We start from the raw sequence: 15,004 nt of genomic DNA, 5'->3' as shown, positions 1-15,004 counted from the left end.
GTTCAGCATGTTTACACACAGGAGGCAGCTTGCACTTTTCCGGCATAGCTCGTATGATGATGTTATGTTATAACATTATATACCAATAATGAGGCTATATGAAACCCGGACTTCACCCACAATACCGCACTGTAGTCTTCCATGACACCAGCGCGAACCACTATATAAAAGTAGGTTCAACCATTGCGACAGACCGTGAAATAGAGATTGACGGCATGACTTATCCCTATGTCACCGTCGATGTCTCTTCAGCTTCGCATCCCTACTATACCGGCAAGCAGAAAACTTTTACCAATGAGGGAAGCGCTGCCCGTTTCAACCAGCGCTTTGGACGATTTTTTAACCCGAAGGACAAACAATAATGCAGGTACTGAACTCATTACGTTCGGCCAAACTACGCCATCCCGATTGCCAGTTGGTTAAACGCAAGGGCCGTATTTACGTCATTTGTAAGAGCAACCCACGGTTTAAAGCAGTTCAGGGAAGAAAAAAACGCCGTTGAAGTGATAAAGAAAAATCCCCGGCACAACCGGACTGTACCCGGGGATTTTTCAGGCTCACACATCAGTGTTGCGGTACCCTCTTGCTGTACTTATGTACAACCCTCTGCGCAATTGTTACTGTGCATTACCGGAATTAAGCTACAGGGATTTTATGCTTTCCTCGTTACCCTCTTCTCATGCCTTGCGCCAACGCACATGGGCTTTGTTTGCGTTATTTTTTCTCCCCGGCCTGTTGATGGCCTCCTGGGCTTCACGTACACCGGCTATTCGCGATGACTTGCAAGTTTCTATTGGTGAAATGGGAATCGTGCTGTTTGGGCTTTCAATTGGCTCGATGAGCGGCATTCTGAGTTCAGGCTGGCTGGTCAATCGATTTGGTACCCGCAACGTGATTCGTTTTGCCATGTCATTAGTGGTTACCGGTGTTGTGCTGATGTCCGGGGCGCTGTCGCCGGGCCTGCCCTGGTTGTTTTCTCTGGGGCTTGCCAGTTTGGGGGCCGGGTTAGGCGCTTCCGAGGTGGCAGTGAATGTTGAAGGTGCCATTGTTGAACGGTTACGGGGAAAAAACCTGTTACCGATGATGCACGGGTGTTACAGCTTCGGTACCCTGGTCGGGGCTGGAGCGGGTATTGGCTTGTCGGCGTTAAAACTACCGGTGAGTTTGCACTTGTTTATTGCCGGTTTGTCCACACTGGTTCCACTGGTGCTTGCGGTGCGAGCCATCCCACCACATAACAGTGGCAGCCCCGCCAAAGGAGAACAAGACAACAAACCTGCACATATCCCCTTCTGGCGTGATGTTCAGTTGCTTCTTATTGGTGTTGTAATTCTGGCGATGGCACTGGCGGAAGGCTCCGCTACCGACTGGTTATCTTTACTGATGGTAGATGGCCATGGATTTTCCCAAACATCCGGCACACTTATCTATACCGGGTTCACACTGGGAATGACGCTGGGCCGGTTTACGGGTGGCTGGTTTATTGACCGTTATGACCGGGTTGCAGTGGTACGCACCAGCGCATTGTTGGGTGCGCTGGGAATTGGCATCATTGTGTTTGTCGATAACCCGTTTCTGGCAGGCTGTGCTGTTCTGTTATGGGGCGCTGGTGCATCACTGGGTTTTCCGCTCACCATCTCAGCGGCAAGCGACACCGGCCCTAACGCACCTGCCCGGGTAAGCGTAGTGGCCGCAACAGGCTATATTGCCTTTCTGGTCGGCCCTCCAATGCTCGGTTACCTTGGGGAGCACTATGGCTTGCGCCATGCAATGGTGGTTGTGCTGGCGCTGATGATTGTTGCCGCGCTGGTTGCCCGCGCTGTAGCAAAACCCCGGCCAGCAACTACCCGTTCTGACTAAAACCCGGAACGTATTTTCAGGGCTGTTGCTTACTGCCTGCGGTTTTATCCCACAAAAACCAGGTAGTCAGGGCAGCCCAGATGAAACCACAGGCCAGGTTTACCGCAGAAAAAGCGCCTATTCCCCCCGCCAACTCAACATGTTTACTGAATTCAATCCCTACAATAAAAATCAACATCTGCAGCATTCCCATTGCAGCAGATACCGTACCTTTACTCATATCGCTGGAGAAGAGTGTTAAGCGCACCAGACCAGCATTAGCCAGACCTATACCAAAAGCATACAGGCTCAGCCCAGCCGTCATCCACATCCAGGCATGTGGGTCAGACCAGGTTGCCAGTGCGGCCAGCAGCAACCCCAGCGTAATTGGCCAGCCACCCAGCCAAATTAGTTTACGTACCGCATGGCGTGCCGTGAGTTTTGCCAGCACCAGGTTGCCCGCAATCAGCGAGCCAAAAACAGGCACCTGCAGCAACCCATAATCCAGAGACGACAACCCCTGTTCTTCAATAATCATCACCGGAGATTGCGCTATCCACGCCAGGAGCGGCAGCGAGACAAATCCAATACCCAGAGCACCGGCGACAAAACGCCCATTGCGCAACACCTGCGCGTAATCTTTTACCAGTACAGGCAGAGAAAGCGGTTCACCAATACGGGTGGCAGTTTCTGGCATAGTGCGCCACAACCCAATAAAAGCCACCAGTGCCAGAACCGCAAATAACACAAACATCCATTCCCAGGGAGCAACCGCGACCCAGGCTGCACCGGCCAGCGGACCAAGCAGAGGTGCAATCAGCGCAACATTTGCCATCAGCGCAGTAATTTTTATACAACGCACTTCATCAAAAGATTCTTGTATCGCAGCATACCCAACAGCCCCAATAAAGCACAGACCAACACCTTGCATAAAACGCAACACAGTGAACGTTACTATATCGTGTACCAGCAATGTTGCCAGGCATGTGAGAATAAACCACAAGGCGCCCAGCAACATCACCGGACGCCGCCCACGCCGGTCAGATAACGGGCCAAGCAACCACTGCAAAACCATCCCGCCCGCCAGGTAAGCCGTCATGGAGCCAGACACCCAGGAAACATCAGCCCGGAATTGAGCCACGACTGCCAGCATCCCCGGCTGGATCATGTCGTTTCCGATATAAGTTGAAAACTCATACAGCACCAGGCTAAGCGGGAAAATAACCATGTAGCTGAATGATTTACGTTTGTTACCCATTATTTTCCTGATTGCTGTCGATGAATGTTCGCGCCGATTTTAAGGAATTGATACGAAAGCACCAGACAAATTGTAGTGAATAAAAAAAAACAGTTTTGTGTCAGTTTTATTTAAGGTTTTTTTAAGCACAACAGTCTAGCATTACAGGCTGATTAATCAGTACATTTGGTAAGCCATGTCACAGTACAAAAATCACCACACCCAAGTACAAACCAGGACAAACCCTCTTTACCTCCTGCCACTACATTTCTATGGTTATCAGCTTATTGCCCTGACTGCGTTGGGGGTTGTATTTTTTTGGTTTTCACGCAATGAGGTGCTGGATTACTCACTGACACATTACTGGTTCAACCCTGTCACTCACCATTTTCCATGGAAAGATAATGTCTGGCTGGACAGAATAAACCATCGGTTGCTGAAGTATCTGGTTATAGCAGCAGGTGCTTATTTTCTGGTGAAAGGGGCGTGGCAGAAGAACCCTCGCATGGTTGTCGTTGCGGTTCTGATGGGCCTTGGTGCTGCGGCTGTTGGTATTTTGAAAGCAACCAGCCACCACTCCTGCCCCTGGGATTTGCTGGCCTTTGGTGGTCATGCTGCGGAGTACCCCTTGTTAAGCAGTGTACCAGCACTGAGTGGTCCGGGGCGTTGTTTTCCTGGCGGGCATGCATCCAGTGGTTTTATGGCAATGGCTTTTTTCTTTTGGTTTTATCCGGAAAAGCCACGTCTGGCCTGGTTTGCTTTGCTCTGTGGCGTTCTGTTGGGGTTGGCAATGGGTTATGGGCAGGTGATGCGCGGCGCACACTTTTTCAGCCATAACCTGTGGGCTGGCTGGTGGGTCTGGCTGGTACAGGTTGCCGGCTACTTTGGGTTTTCCCAGGGAATTGCGTGGTTTAGAAGAGAGAGATAATGGAAACAATTAATACCACACTATTTTTGCTTATCAACGCGACACCCGCGTCTCCGGGCTGGCTGATTCGCCTTGCTGTGTTTATTGCGCGGGATATGATCTCAATTGTGCCTTTACTGGCGGTGGCATTGTGGTTATGGGGCCCGCGTCAGCAGATTTCGACCCAGCGGCATCTGGTTATCAAACTGGCAATGGCGATGGCTGTTAGCCTGGTCGTTTCCTGGGCCCTGAGTCTTGCTTTCCCACACCCCCGACCGTTTGCTGAAGGCATTGGTTATCAGTGGCTACACCACAGTGCAGATGATTCGTTCCCCAGCGACCATGGAACTGTTATTTTCACCTTCGCCATCGCATTCCTGTTCTGGCACAGAGTGTGGTCTGGCATATTCATGCTGATTCTGGGCTGCGCTATCGCCTGGTCACGCGTGTACCTTGGCATCCACTGGCCGCTGGATATGGTGGGTGGTTTTCTGGTGGGGTTACTTGCCTGTCTTAGCAGCCAAATTCTCTGGCCCGGTCCTGGCATTAAACTTTTCCGTATTGTTCAGCGCCTTTATCGGGTGTGTTTCTCAGCGCTTATCAATAAAGGCTGGGTGCGTGACTAACCACACACATGACGCTAAGATGCAATCATTAACCCGGTACTGACCGCCGGGTTTTTTAATGAGAGCACTATGGAAACACGACACGACGAACGAGTCCAACAACTCCTTCTGGCAATTAAGCGCAGCGACAAACTCCATTTAAAAGATGCTGCACGGTTGTTGGGTGTATCTGAAATGACCATCCGCCGTGATATTAATACCACCGATGCCCCAGTAACATTATTAGGTGGCTACCTGGTGATAGAAGCACATGCCGCCAATGCCAGTAATTATTTACTCAGTGTACAAAAGCACCGTCTGGTCAAAGAGAAACAATTCATTGGCCGCCTGGCAGCAAAGCTGGTTAAGCCGCATCATACAGTCTTTTTTGACTGTGGCACCACGACACCCTGGATTATTAACGCTATTGCTGATGACCTGCCATTTACCGGCATTTGCTATTCCCTAAACACCTTTCTGAGCCTGCAAGAAAAACCCATGTGCCAGGTTATCCTGTGCGGCGGGGAGTTCCACCATGAGAATGCAGTCTTTACGCCTATTACCTTTCAGGAGACGCTGGATCATTTGCGCCCGGACCTGGCATTTTTCTCCGCTGCCGGCGTTGACCCTCAGAAAGGAGTAACTTGCTTTAATATCAATGAATTGCCTGTAAAACATTGGGCAATGAAAGCAGCAAGCCGCCATATTCTGGTCGCAGACCACAGTAAATTTGGTGTAGTCCGTGGTGCATTTATGGGTGAACTCAGTGCGTTTGATTCACTGGTAACAGACAAACCGCTTTTGGCCGGGGTTCAGGAAGCAGTACTCGCCAGAGCAATAACTGTTATCTGTGAAGAATGACCAGGCCCGGCAAAACCGGGCCTGAGAAGTAATACTGCTACCTGGTTATCAGGAGAACCAGCCACCAAACCACTGGTGGAATTTGAACTGGATGTAATCCCATATCCGGCTGAAGAATCCGCCCTTTTCCACCGCTTCCATCACCACCAACGGGCGCTGTTCAATAGTTTGCCCATTCAGTTGAAAATTAATGGTTCCGACGACTTCGCCTTTTTTCAATGGTGCAGTCAGTTCAGGGGAATTAAGTGTGTAAGAGGCACGCAGATTTTTCATTTGCCCACGCGGGATGGTAATGGCTCCGGTGTCACCCGCCCCCAGGTTGACTTCAGACTTGTCGCCATACCAGACACGCTGAGTCACAAAGGGCCGGTCAGGGCTGATGGGAGTTACTGTCTCAAAGAAACGAAAACCCCAGGTCAGCAATTTTTCCGATTCATTAAACCGAATACGGTCTGTTTTCGCCCCGAGAACGACCGAGATAAGGCGCATATCCCCCTGGGTTGCAGAGGCAACCAGGTTATACCCGTCCCCTGCAGTAGTGCCGGTTTTCATGCCATCCACATTCAGGTTTGTGTTCCACAACAGCCGGTTACGGTTAGGCTGGCGAATATTATTGAAGGTAAACTCTTTTTCTTTATTAATGGCATACTCATTGGGCACATCACGTACCAGCGCCTGGCCTAATAACGCCATATCACGCGCAGTAGTAAACTGCCCCGGCGCATCCAGGCCGTGTACTGTTTTAAAGGTGGTATTGGTCAGGTGCAACCGTTTTGCATAACCGTTCATCAGGTTAACGAAAGCATCCTGGCTGCCAGCGATATAGTCAGCCATTGCAATACAGGCATCATTACCTGACTGAATAATGATCCCTTTATTGAGATCATCAACAGACACACGATCCCGGGGCTTTAAAAACATTACTGACGAGCCACGCAACGCCGGATTGCCGGTCGCCCAGGCATCGTTTCCCACTGTCACCATATCTGTGAGACGAATTTTACCCGCTTTCAGCGCCTGGCCGACGACATAACTGGTCATCAGTTTAGTCAGGCTGGCGGGGTCAAGTTTTTCATCAGCATTGCCTTCCGCCAGGACTTTACCACTGGCATAGTCCATCAGTATCCAGGCTTTTGCATCGATGGCCGGTGCCGCAGGTGCGGCTGGCTCTGCAAAAACCTGGGGAGAAACGAGTAAAAGAAGTGTTGTTCCCGCGCACCAGGCACGAAACGAGGAGGATAAACCACGTTTATTCATAACTTTGCCACCTGAGTATCCATTCCAAAACAACAGCGCCTTGCGACCTGCCTAAAAGAAGATAACCAGTAACCTAACGCGCTGCTTGTGTTAAAGAAACCTTGATTTGGTAAAGTTTTTTAAGTTTATGCGATAACCTGGGAACCTGCTTTTCATTGTTACTAATTAATAAACAACATGTTGGTAAATTACGCACCAGCGCGCATACTGACAAATCCATTTACTAGTTGGGAGAAGATGGTGATAAAAGTCTGGGGCAGAAACAACTCAACCAATGTGAAGAAAGTTCTATGGTGCCTGGAAGAACTCGGTCTGGAGTATGAAAATATTCCGGCAGGTGGTCAGTTTGGGAAAACCCATGACCCGGAATATCTGGCCATGAACCCCAATGCACTTATCCCTTGCCTGCAGGATGACACGACAGGTATTACCTTGTGGGAATCCAACGTCATTGTGCGTTATCTGGCCGCGCAGTACGGCCAACAAAGCCTGTGGACGGAAAATCCCGCAAAACGCGCGCAGGGCGAAAAGTGGATGGACTGGGCTGCCAGCACACTTCCCTACGCCTTTCGCGGAGTTTACCTTGGCCTGGTAAGAACCCCTCCCGAGCAACGCGACGAACAAAGTATTGAACAAAGCCGCAAGGAGTGTGAAAAGTTACTGACAATGCTGGATCAGGCTCTGGCACAGTCTGAGTGGCTATCTGGCGAAGAGTTCGGTATTGCTGACATCGCCCCAGCTCCCATCGTTTATGGGTTACTGAACCTGGATATCACCTGGCCTGAATGGCCACATTTGCGTAACTGGTATCAACGCCTGTCACAGCGCCCGGCGTTCCGGCGTATTGTGATGATTCCCCTCAGTTGACCCGCGAAAAGCCGAGCTGGCGCGCTTCTTTCCCGAAGCGCGCCGCATATTATTATGTCACCCCGTCTTCAGCATGTGAACAAAGGTGATTCAGGCACTTATCGAGATCATCAATACATGCCTGTAATTTACGGGCATCAACCGTTATGTACGAGGGGCAATCGTGCCCACCCGATAATAAGCATAATGATGCCGACGCCACTGCTTCTATAGCCCGATGAAAATCAGTAATTTCGCTACCAGGCAAATCATCCCGAATAGCAGGCCATTCGTCACGGAAGTCATTGCACAATGCCAGCAATGTTTCTCGTAACTGCAGCCCTTCGTTAACGGACATATACCCTTTGGCCCGACGCAACTCTGAGTAGCACTGCAACGCTGCCCGGGCTGCGGTCATTTTTGCCATCAGTTCAGCTTTGCATTTACTTGCGGTCATTATTGATCCCTCCCTTGATATTAGCCGAAGACATAATTCCGGCTAATACAATAAGGCTAGATCTGTTTAGTGTGCTGAATACTGCCACAGGTCAATATTTGACCAACAGATTACAGAATTTACATTTCAGCTACCCGCCAGAAGGTGGCTGTAATGGGGCTGACTGGGTATAATCGCCCGATTATGAGCAATGAACTGTATAAAAAATGTCTAAAATTGGATTTCTGTCGTTAGGTTGCCCAAAGAATCTGGTGGATTCAGAACGCATCCTGACTGAATTACGTACTGAAGGCTATGATGTGGTGCCCAGTTATGATGACGCCGACCTGGTCATCGTTAACACCTGCGGTTTTATCGACAGCGCAGTCCAGGAATCACTGGAAGCGATTGGTGAAGCTTTAAACGAAAACGGTAAAGTTATCGTCACCGGTTGCCTTGGGGCAAAGGAAGATCAAATTCGTGATGTCCATCCTAAGGTGTTGGAAATTACTGGGCCGCATAGCTATGAACAGGTGCTGAATCATGTTCATCACTATGCCCCCAAACCTGAACATGATCCGTTTGTCAGCCTGGTGCCTAAACAAGGCGTAAAACTAACGCCGCGCCACTACGCTTACCTGAAAATTTCAGAAGGCTGCAACCATCGCTGCACCTTCTGTGTTATTCCTTCCATGCGTGGTGACCTCGACAGCCGGGCAATTGGTGAAGTGTTGGATGAAGCCAAACGCCTGGTTGAAGCCGGAGTAAAAGAACTGCTGGTTATTTCTCAGGATACCTCTGCCTACGGCGTTGACGTGAAGCACCGTACCGGGTTCTGGAATGGGCAGCCGGTGAAAACCAGCATGGTCAGCCTGTGTGAACAGCTTTCCCGTCTTGGTGTCTGGACTCGTCTGCACTATGTCTACCCATATCCCCACGTAGATGAAGTCATTCCGTTAATGGCGGAAGGTAAAATCCTGCCTTACCTTGATATCCCGTTGCAGCATGCCAGCCCCAGGATCCTGAAGTTGATGAAACGCCCCGGGGCCGTTGAGCGCACCCTTGAGCGTATTAAGCGCTGGCGTGAAATTTGCCCTGAGTTAACCCTGCGTTCAACCTTCATTGTCGGTTTCCCGGGTGAAACAGAAGAAGACTTCCAGATGCTGCTGGATTTCATTACCGAAGCGCGCCTTGACCGTGTTGGCTGTTTTAAATACAGCCCCGTGGAGGGAGCAACAGCCAATGAGCTTCCGTCTCCAGTGCCAGAAGACATCAAAGAAGAACGCTTCCACCGCTTTATGCAGTTGCAGCAGAAAATTTCTGCAGAACGCCTGCAGGAAAAAGTGGGGCGAGAAATTCTGGTCATGATTGATGAAACTGATGAAGAAGGTGCGATTGGCCGGAGTATGGCTGACGCACCGGAAATTGACGGGGCAGTATACCTTAATGGTGAGACCCACCTGAAAGCCGGGGATATTGTTAAAGTGAAGGTGGAAAACGCAGACGAATACGATCTGTGGGGTTCACTGGTTCGCTAACCCGTTAACCCGCTAACCTCAGGCTTGTTTTGTAGCCTGAGGTTGCATTACACCTGTTTTGCACCCAACTGTATTTCTCTTCTCGCTGGCCTGCCCGGTATTATTTTCGTTATGATTTCAGGTCATCGCCTTCCAGCGCATCCCGTAGCCCGTCACCAAGCAAGTTAAACGCCAGGACACTCAGGAAAATAGCAAGGCTTGGGAAAATAGCAACATGGGGAGCAATCACCATATCGCTTCGGGCTTCGCTGAGCATCACGCCCCATTCCGGAGTTGGTGATTGCGCGCCCATCCCCAGAAATGAAAGACTGGATGCGGAAATAATGGATAATCCAATACGCATAGTTAAAAAAACCAGAATAGATGATAACGTACCAGGCAGAATATGACGTACTAAAATCACCCAGTCAGAAGCACCAATACTGCGCACTGACTCAATATACATCTGGTTTTTCAATACCAGCGTATTACCTCTGACCAGGCGGGCAAACGCCGGGATACTAAAGATAGCAACCGCAATAATCACATTGCTCATGCCATTGCCCATCACAGCCACAACCGCAATCGCCAGTAAAATCCCGGGGAAAGCAAACATCACATCACACAGGCGCATAATCAGCCGGTCATACCAGCCTTCATAATAACCAGCCACCAACCCAAGCCCGGTACCAATAACCATACCGATAAACACTGCCAGAACGCCGGCCGCCAGCGAGATACGCGCGCCAACCAGCACACGGGAAAAAATATCACGGCCAAGGGAATCGACACCAAACCAGTGAGCCAGTGAAGGCCCGGCATTCAGTTGGTCGTAATCGTAGTAGGTCTGTGCATTGTAAGGGGCAATCCACGGCGCCAGAATAGCCAGGATTATCAGCAGGCACACGAATCCGCCAGCAGCCACAGCAATGGGCTGGCGGCGAAAACGGCCCCAGAAAGTACGCCAGGGAGGTGTACCCCGTAGTGGATGCATCACAGGTATAGCTTTAATGATTGCCTGGCGTCGCCAGTTAAACAGAGTCATGTTACGCGTTACACCCTTCTATTTATAACGAATGGCCGGATTTAACAGGGCATAGATAACGTCCACAGCCAGGTTTATCAGAATAAAGATTAAAGAAAACAGCAGAACTTCGGCCTGAATAACCGGGTAATCACGCATTTCTACTGAATCCACCAATAACCTGCCAAGCCCGGGCCAGTTAAAGACTTTCTCTACCACAATAGAACCGCCCAGCAAGAAACCGAATTGCAGGCCCATCATCGTGACAACCGGCACCATCGCATTACGCAGGCCGTGCTTAAGGATAACCACCTGTTCCCGCAATCCCTTTGCCCGGGCGGTACGCATGTACTCTTCCTGCAATACTTCAACAAATGCCGCACGCGTGAAACGGGCCATTACTGCGGCAACCCCCGCCCCTAAGGTAATGGAAGGCAGAATATAGTGGTGCCAGGTATCTGCTCCCACGACAGGAAACCAACCAAGATCCACCGCAAAGATCTGAATCAGCACCATTCCCAGGGCAAAAGCTGGAAAAGAGATACCCGTTACTGCCAGCGCCATACTCAGGTAATCCGGCCAACGGTTGCGCCAGACAGCCGCCACCACGCCACTGATTAAGCCAAAGATGACAGCCCAAAGCATACTCAGGCAGGCCAGCCAAAATGTGGGCATAAAGCGGGCAGCGATTTCCTCGGTTACCGGGCGGTGAGAAACCATCGACATACCGAAATCACCCTGCAACAATTGCCAAATAAAATGCAGAAATTGCTGCCATAACGGTGCATCCAGTCCAAGCTGTTTGCGCACCATCTCTACAACAACAGGCCCTGCTTCCGGGCCGGCCATCAGCCTTGCCGGGTCGCCCGGCAGCAAATGCACAAACAAAAATACCAGTACACTGACAAAAAACAGTGTTGGGATAAGCCCGAGCAGGCGCTTTGCTACATAAGTCAACATGCCGCGGCTACATCCAGTTGTTATTCATAATAAAAAGTTACCCTTTAGTTACGCTGACTGCCACACAGTGAGCAACACCTATTGAAGGTCAGCATTTTCAAAGCTAAACCCGGTATCAGGCATGACATAAAAACCGGTCAGTTGCTTACGATGCGCTGAAACCAACTTTTCAACAACCAGCGGAGCCCACGGCACATCATGCCAAATGATGTCCTGTGTGCTCTTATACAAACGGGCTTTTTCTTGCTCATTGGTTGTTTTTAAAGCCAGTGCCAGATTACGGTCAACCTGTGGGTTACTGTAAAACGCGGTATTGAACAATACGGGCGGCCAGTTTTGTGTGGCAAACAGCGGTGCCAGCGCCCAGTTGGCTTCGCCGGTTGAAGCAGACCAGCCGGTATAGAACAACCGCACATCACTTTCAGCCTGGTCTTTCGCCTCAACTAATGCTGCCCGCCTTCCTGCATCCAGTGCAGTGATTTTGGTTTGAATGCCAACCGTTGCCAGCTGTTGCTGGAGAAATTGCAGCACTTTCTGCGCCGTACTGTGATTATGAGATGACCATAACGTGGTGGTGAAACCATTCGGATAGCCCGCTTCGCGCAATAACTCGCGTGCTTTGCCCGGATCCCAGGGCCAGGGAGCATACTGCGTTGCCCCGGCAATCGCCGGTGGAACAATTCCCGTCGCAGGTGTGGCATACCCGGCAAAGGCCACTTTCACCAGCGCATCACGATTAATCGCATAGTTAATTGCTTCCCGTACCCGAATATCATTAAACGGTTTGCGAGTAACATTCATGCTGATATAGCGCTGCATGATAGACGGCGTGGAAACCAGTTCAATATCCGGATTTTTCTCCAGAACAGGCGCCTGCTCATACGGAATGGGGAACGCAAACGTGGCCTCTCCGGTTTGCAGCATGGATGCCCGGGTGTTGTTATCCACTACCGGACGCCAGGTGATGCTGTCAAGTTTTGGCAGGCCCGGTTGCCAGTAACCGGGGAATTTCTTCACCCGTAAATAGTCGGTGGTATTCCAGGTATCGAGCACATAAGGCCCGGTACCAACCGGATGAAAACCAATACGCGGCCCCCATTTATGCAAAGCCTCAGGGGAAATCATAACAGTTGCCGGGTGCGCCAGTACGTTGATAAACGCGGAATACGGTGTTTTCAACGTAATGCGTACCCGGAAGGTATCCAGCACATCCACACGCGTTATATCTTTGTACAGGTTATAACGCTTAAGACGGTTTGCCGGGTTTCTCGCCCGGTCCAGGTTTATTTTCACCGCCTGCGCATTAAAATCTGTACCGTCCTGGAACTTAATACCTTGACGCAAAGTGATGGTGTAATGCAGGCCATCCGGAGAAATCTGCCAGGTTTTCGCCAGCACCGGGATAACTTTCATATTCCGGTCAAGGCCAAATAATCCCTGATAAAACGACTTTGCTACCGCCTGAGATAACGTGTCATTGGCATCATAAGGATCCAGCGTGGTGAAATTGGACCCTACTGCCACAATAATATCTTTGCTTGCCAGCGCCGGAGGGCTGAAAGCAAACCAGGCCACCAGCGCAACACTCAACATTCCCCAAAGAAGCCCACTGCGTTGTCGCATAACATTCTCCTGAAAAGCGAGCTAACACGCCCGGCTCCGAGGTTAAGAAACCGCCCCAAAAATTGGGTGACGGGCTACAAAATGGCCGGGTGAAACTTCCAGTAACGGCGCAACAAAAGGCTCATCCCCAATACGCCGGATGGGCGATGGCGGATCATCGGACAACAAAATTTTTGGCCGGTGCCGGCGGGCAGGATCGATAACCGGAACCGCTGCCAGCAGGCGCCGTGTATAAGGGTGTAATGGATTATCGAACACATCCTGGCGTGTGCCTGCTTCCACTATCTGCCCCAAATACATGACAGCCACACGGTGGCTGATGCGCTCGACCACCGCCATGTCATGTGAAATTAATAAACACGCAATGCCGGTTTCACGCTGCAACGACATCAACAAATTGATGATTTGCCCGCGAATAGGCATATCAAGCGAAGACACTGGCTCATCGGCGATAATGACTTTAGGTTTTAATGCCAGCGCCCGGGCGATACAAATTCGCTGCCGTTGCCCGCCAGAAAACTGGTGCGGGAAACGTAACGCATGTTCCGGTTTCAACCCCACACGCGTTAAAAGTTCAACCACATATTTGCCTGCATCGGCCCGGTTCATGACCCGGTGAATCAGCAAGGGTTCCATCACTGTTTCACCAATAGTCATTCGCGGATCTAAAGAGGCCCACGGGTCTTGCGGTATATACTGAATATCCCGGCGAGCGGCCTGTAACTTCGCCCCGTGTAAGGTGTCCATACGGCAGCCATTAATTTCAACTTCACCCGCACTCGCCACCAGGCGCAATAACGCACGACCAACTGTAGACTTACCGCAACCCGACTCACCCATTAATGCCAGCGTTTCCCCCGGCCACAAATCAAAGCTAACTTGTTCAACCGCATGCACCTGGCGGGTAACGCGGTTAAAAACCCCGCTGCGAATCGGGAAACGCGCCACCAGGCCGGATACCGACAGCACAGGTTTTTCCTGTACACATACTGTATCCTGCATGTCCTGTGCAGTGCCTGCCAAACTATTTGGCCGTGGGAAGATACGAGGAAGTGAAGTGCCCCGCATCGAGCCAAAACGCAAAACAGATGCCAGCATTTCGCGGGTATAAGGATGCTGTGGAGCACTCAGGAGTTCAGTGGTTTCACCCTCTTCCACTTTGCAGCCATCCTGCATCACCAGAATGCGGTCAGCCATTCCGGCCACCACACTCATATCATGGGTGATAAAAATCACCCCCATCTCCATTTCTTGCTGAAGAACACGAATTAGCTGAAGGATTTGCGCCTGAATTGTCACATCCAGAGCAGTGGTGGGCTCATCTGCAATCAGTACCGCCGGACGTGATGACAACGCCATAGCAATCATCACCCGCTGGCGCATCCCACCTGATAGCTGGTGCGGATAGCGTGACATCACCTGCCCGGCATCCGGAATTCGCACCCGTTCAAGCATCCGTTCCGCTTCATGCAGTGCATTACGGATACTCATCCCCTGATGAAGCCGAATCGATTCGGCAACCTGTTCACCCACAGTAAACACCGGGTTAAGTGAACGCATCGGCTCCTGAAACACCATGGCAATATCAGCCCCGCGTACCGAACGCAATTGCGATTTACTGATATCACTGAGAGAAACCACCTGGTCATTACGCCTGCGCAACAGCATGGCGTCGCTCTTCACTTTGCCCGCCGCCGGGTCGGTCAGTTGCATCAGGGCCATTGCAACAACGGACTTACCAGCCCCGGATTCACCAACCAAAGCCAGCGTTTCCCCACGCGCCAGCGTAAAGCTGAGGTTGTTCACCACAGCAATATCCTGACTGCCATCGGAGAAGGAAACATTAAGATTAGAAACGGAAAGAACCTGGTTTTCAGGCAGACTCAGCATAC

Annotated in this window: 15 protein-coding genes; 8 read left to right on the top strand and 7 right to left on the bottom strand. The window is 50.8% G+C overall.

Annotated elements, in window-relative coordinates; translation table 11 throughout:
* Positions 1-98: 98 nt before the first annotated feature.
* From A9B99_RS17980 to A9B99_RS17970, 3 genes are all read left to right on the top strand, one after another.
* The gene (locus A9B99_RS17980; RefSeq protein ID WP_064599911.1) at positions 99-362 is read left to right on the top strand and encodes a type B 50S ribosomal protein L31; all 264 of its coding nucleotides are present in this window, start codon (positions 99-101) and stop codon (positions 360-362) included.
* Positions 362-502 (top strand): type B 50S ribosomal protein L36, encoded by a 141-nt coding sequence (ykgO, locus tag A9B99_RS17975; RefSeq protein ID WP_064599910.1) that lies wholly within the window; start codon positions 362-364, stop codon positions 500-502. Before A9B99_RS17980 ends, ykgO begins: the two co-directional genes overlap by 1 nt.
* A gap of 152 nt (positions 503-654) precedes the next feature.
* Positions 655-1,860, top strand: a complete 1,206-nt coding sequence (locus tag A9B99_RS17970) for an MFS transporter (RefSeq protein WP_064599908.1) — start codon at positions 655-657, stop codon at positions 1,858-1,860.
* Between the two features lie 16 nt (positions 1,861-1,876).
* On the opposite strand, the gene A9B99_RS17965 is transcribed toward A9B99_RS17970, so the two are convergent.
* Complete coding sequence (locus A9B99_RS17965; RefSeq protein ID WP_064599906.1) at positions 1,877-3,097, bottom strand: MFS transporter; 1,221 nt, start codon at positions 3,095-3,097, stop codon at positions 1,877-1,879.
* A gap of 175 nt (positions 3,098-3,272) precedes the next feature.
* On the opposite strand from A9B99_RS17965, the gene A9B99_RS17960 reads away from it, so the two are divergent.
* The 3 genes from A9B99_RS17960 to deoR all read left to right on the top strand — a co-directional run bounded on the left by A9B99_RS17960 (position 3,273) and on the right by deoR (position 5,449).
* Entirely contained in the window at positions 3,273-4,004 is a 732-nt protein-coding gene (locus A9B99_RS17960; RefSeq protein WP_064599904.1) for a phosphatase PAP2 family protein, read from the top strand.
* The gene (gene ybjG, locus A9B99_RS17955) at positions 4,001-4,609 is read left to right on the top strand and encodes an undecaprenyl-diphosphate phosphatase (protein WP_064599902.1); all 609 of its coding nucleotides are present in this window, start codon (positions 4,001-4,003) and stop codon (positions 4,607-4,609) included. Before A9B99_RS17960 ends, ybjG begins: the two co-directional genes overlap by 4 nt.
* 69 nt (positions 4,610-4,678) lie before the next feature.
* On the top strand, positions 4,679-5,449 hold the full coding sequence (gene deoR, locus A9B99_RS17950) for a DNA-binding transcriptional repressor DeoR (protein WP_064599900.1): 771 nt from the start codon (positions 4,679-4,681) through the stop codon (positions 5,447-5,449).
* A 48-nt stretch (positions 5,450-5,497) separates the two neighbouring features.
* On the opposite strand, the gene dacC is transcribed toward deoR, so the two are convergent.
* Complete coding sequence (gene dacC / locus A9B99_RS17945) at positions 5,498-6,706, bottom strand: serine-type D-Ala-D-Ala carboxypeptidase (RefSeq protein ID WP_064599898.1); 1,209 nt, start codon at positions 6,704-6,706, stop codon at positions 5,498-5,500.
* 240 nt (positions 6,707-6,946) lie between these two features.
* Here dacC and A9B99_RS17940 point away from each other — a divergent pair, with 240 nt between their 5' ends.
* Positions 6,947-7,573 carry a glutathione S-transferase family protein gene (locus A9B99_RS17940; RefSeq protein ID WP_064600261.1) on the top strand — a complete coding sequence of 209 codons (627 nt, stop codon included), beginning with the start codon at positions 6,947-6,949 and terminating at the stop codon, positions 7,571-7,573.
* A gap of 52 nt (positions 7,574-7,625) precedes the next feature.
* On the opposite strand, the gene A9B99_RS17935 is transcribed toward A9B99_RS17940, so the two are convergent.
* Entirely contained in the window at positions 7,626-8,009 is a 384-nt protein-coding gene (locus tag A9B99_RS17935; RefSeq protein ID WP_064599896.1) for a biofilm formation regulator BssR, read from the bottom strand.
* Between the two features lie 206 nt (positions 8,010-8,215).
* On the opposite strand from A9B99_RS17935, the gene rimO reads away from it, so the two are divergent.
* Positions 8,216-9,526, top strand: coding sequence for a 30S ribosomal protein S12 methylthiotransferase RimO (rimO, locus tag A9B99_RS17930; RefSeq protein ID WP_064599894.1), 1,311 nt, complete (start codon positions 8,216-8,218; stop codon positions 9,524-9,526).
* Between the two features lie 109 nt (positions 9,527-9,635).
* Here rimO and gsiD read toward each other — a convergent pair whose 3' ends face one another.
* The 4 genes from gsiD to A9B99_RS17910 form a co-directional block, all read right to left on the bottom strand.
* Entirely contained in the window at positions 9,636-10,550 is a 915-nt protein-coding gene (gene gsiD / locus A9B99_RS17925; RefSeq protein WP_064599892.1) for a glutathione ABC transporter permease GsiD, read from the bottom strand.
* A gap of 18 nt (positions 10,551-10,568) precedes the next feature.
* Positions 10,569-11,489, bottom strand: coding sequence for a glutathione ABC transporter permease GsiC (gene gsiC, locus A9B99_RS17920; protein ID WP_064599890.1), 921 nt, complete (start codon positions 11,487-11,489; stop codon positions 10,569-10,571).
* A 78-nt stretch (positions 11,490-11,567) separates the two neighbouring features.
* Positions 11,568-13,112 (bottom strand): glutathione ABC transporter substrate-binding protein GsiB, encoded by a 1,545-nt coding sequence (gene gsiB, locus A9B99_RS17915; RefSeq protein ID WP_064599888.1) that lies wholly within the window; start codon positions 13,110-13,112, stop codon positions 11,568-11,570.
* A gap of 42 nt (positions 13,113-13,154) precedes the next feature.
* A complete protein-coding gene (locus A9B99_RS17910) occupies positions 13,155-15,002 on the bottom strand; it encodes a dipeptide ABC transporter ATP-binding protein (protein ID WP_064599886.1) in 1,848 nt (615 codons plus the stop codon).
* Between the last annotated feature and the right edge of the window lie 2 nt (positions 15,003-15,004).

The organism is Mangrovibacter phragmitis (assembly GCF_001655675.1).
Classification (GTDB): domain Bacteria; phylum Pseudomonadota; class Gammaproteobacteria; order Enterobacterales; family Enterobacteriaceae; genus Mangrovibacter; species Mangrovibacter phragmitis.
This window is presented reverse-complemented; position numbering and strand designations above follow the sequence as displayed.

Bases quoted from the DNA above. Each gene is read 5' to 3' on its own strand.
- A9B99_RS17980 (WP_064599911.1), top strand. From the start codon at position 99: ATGAAACCCGGACTTCACCCACAATACCGCACTGTAGTCTTCCATGAC.
- ykgO (WP_064599910.1), top strand. From the start codon at position 362: ATGCAGGTACTGAACTCATTACGTTCGGCCAAACTACGCCATCCCGAT.
- A9B99_RS17970 (WP_064599908.1), top strand. From the start codon at position 655: ATGCTTTCCTCGTTACCCTCTTCTCATGCCTTGCGCCAACGCACATGG.
- A9B99_RS17965 (WP_064599906.1), bottom strand. From the start codon at position 3,097: ATGGGTAACAAACGTAAATCATTCAGCTACATGGTTATTTTCCCGCTT.
- A9B99_RS17960 (WP_064599904.1), top strand. From the start codon at position 3,273: ATGTCACAGTACAAAAATCACCACACCCAAGTACAAACCAGGACAAAC.
- deoR (WP_064599900.1), top strand. From the start codon at position 4,679: ATGGAAACACGACACGACGAACGAGTCCAACAACTCCTTCTGGCAATT.
- dacC (WP_064599898.1), bottom strand. From the start codon at position 6,706: ATGAATAAACGTGGTTTATCCTCCTCGTTTCGTGCCTGGTGCGCGGGA.
- A9B99_RS17935 (WP_064599896.1), bottom strand. From the start codon at position 8,009: ATGACCGCAAGTAAATGCAAAGCTGAACTGATGGCAAAAATGACCGCA.
- rimO (WP_064599894.1), top strand. From the start codon at position 8,216: ATGTCTAAAATTGGATTTCTGTCGTTAGGTTGCCCAAAGAATCTGGTG.
- gsiD (WP_064599892.1), bottom strand. From the start codon at position 10,550: ATGACTCTGTTTAACTGGCGACGCCAGGCAATCATTAAAGCTATACCT.
- gsiC (WP_064599890.1), bottom strand. From the start codon at position 11,489: ATGTTGACTTATGTAGCAAAGCGCCTGCTCGGGCTTATCCCAACACTG.
- gsiB (WP_064599888.1), bottom strand. From the start codon at position 13,112: ATGCGACAACGCAGTGGGCTTCTTTGGGGAATGTTGAGTGTTGCGCTG.
- A9B99_RS17910 (WP_064599886.1), bottom strand. From the start codon at position 15,002: ATGCTGAGTCTGCCTGAAAACCAGGTTCTTTCCGTTTCTAATCTTAAT.